General features: G+C 66.0%; 2 protein-coding genes. Both read left to right on the top strand.

The features are described from left to right. Positions 1-1,188 (top strand): FAD-binding protein (locus VGD20_RS04870; RefSeq protein ID WP_331133369.1); only part of this gene is annotated, 1,188 nt, incomplete at its 5' end. Beyond that, positions 1,185-1,501: EthD domain-containing protein (locus VGD20_RS04865; protein WP_331133368.1), on the top strand; the 317-nt coding region annotated here is incomplete at its 3' end. The genes VGD20_RS04870 and VGD20_RS04865, both read left to right, overlap by 4 nt.

The raw sequence follows: 1,501 nt of genomic DNA, 5'->3' as shown, positions 1-1,501 counted from the left end.
GAGGAAGCCAAGCTGCTGCTCACGATGAGCCCCGGCGCCAAGCCTCTGCTCTTCAAGCTGATGCTCAAATACATGTTCGACCTGCCCTGGCGCTTCAGGACGAAGCGCTCGCGGCGGCTCACCGGCGGCAACGCGCTGGTGGGACGCCTCAAACTTTCGATCGACAAAAAACGGGTTCCGATCTGGCTCAATGCGCCGATGACATCGCTGCTGAACGGCAAGGGCGGCGTGACGGGCGCCGTGATCGAGCGCGACGGCAAGCGCATCGAGGTCCGCGCACGCAAGGGCGTGGTGCTGGCGAGCGGGGGCTTCGACCATGATGCGGCGCTACGTGCCAAATATTCGCCGCAGCCCGCATCGGCCGACTGGAGCGCAGGGGTGCCGAGCAACATGGGCGACGGGCTCAAGGCGGGAATGGCAGCGGGCGCCGCGACCGGGCTGATGGATTCAGCCTGGTGGGGCCCGGGCTTCATGCTCGAGGGCGAGGACCGCGCGCGGATCATGTTCGTAGAGCGCGCGCTGCCCTCCTCGATCATCGTCAACCAGGCGGGCCAGCGCTACATGAACGAGGCGGCGTCCTACCACGTTGCCGGGGGTGAGATGCACCGCCGCAACCGCGAGGAAGCGCCGACGGTCCCCTCGTGGTTCGTCTTCGATGCGCGCTATCGCAGCAAGTACATGCTCGGGCCGATGATAGCAGGCAAGCCATCGGCGGATTCGCGGATCCCTCAGCCGATGCGCAAGATCCTCAAGAAAGCAGACACGGTCGAGGGGCTGGCGGGCCAGATAGGCGTCGATCCCAAGGCATTCGCGGCCACCGTCGCGCGCTTCAACGAGTCCGCCGTCCGCGGCGAGGATCCCGATTTCGGGCGCGGGCAATCTGCCTATGACCGGCACTATGGCGACGCCTCGGTGGCGCCCAACCCGACGCTCGCGCCGATCGAGCGCGGCCCGTTCTACGCGATCGCGATCTATCCGTGCGATCTCGGCACCAATGGCGGGCTGATGACCGACGAGAAGGCGCGCGTGCTCGGCGAGGACGGAAAGCCGATCGCGGGGCTCTATGCGGTCGGCAATGTTTCGGCGGCGGCAATGGGGCGGACCTATCCGGGGGCTGGCGCGACGCTTGGCCCCGCGATGACCTTTGGCTGGATCGCCGCGCGCGACATCATGCGCGTCAATTCATGAGCAGCGGATTCAAGGTCATCTCTCTGCTCAAGGCGCGCGCCGACATCGATCGCGCCGCCTTCGTCAACTATTACGAGACACGCCATGCGCCGCTGATCCTTGAACTCATGCCCGGGATCATCGCGTACCGGCGCAACTATGTCGCGAAGGAGGGCGGCTTCGTCTTCGCCGGGACGCCGCAATTCGATTACGACTCGATTACCGAGATCTGGTTTCACGACCGCGCGGCCTATGAGGCGGGGCTGGAGGCACTTGCATGGCCCGAAAGTGCCGCGCGGCTGGTGGCGGACGAGGAGATGTTCCTCGACCGGTC

Source organism: Sphingopyxis sp. (assembly GCF_036402335.1).
Lineage (GTDB): Bacteria > Pseudomonadota > Alphaproteobacteria > Sphingomonadales > Sphingomonadaceae > Sphingopyxis.
The sequence above is the reverse complement of the archived record's forward strand: the minus strand, read 5'-3'. Positions and strand labels throughout refer to the sequence as shown.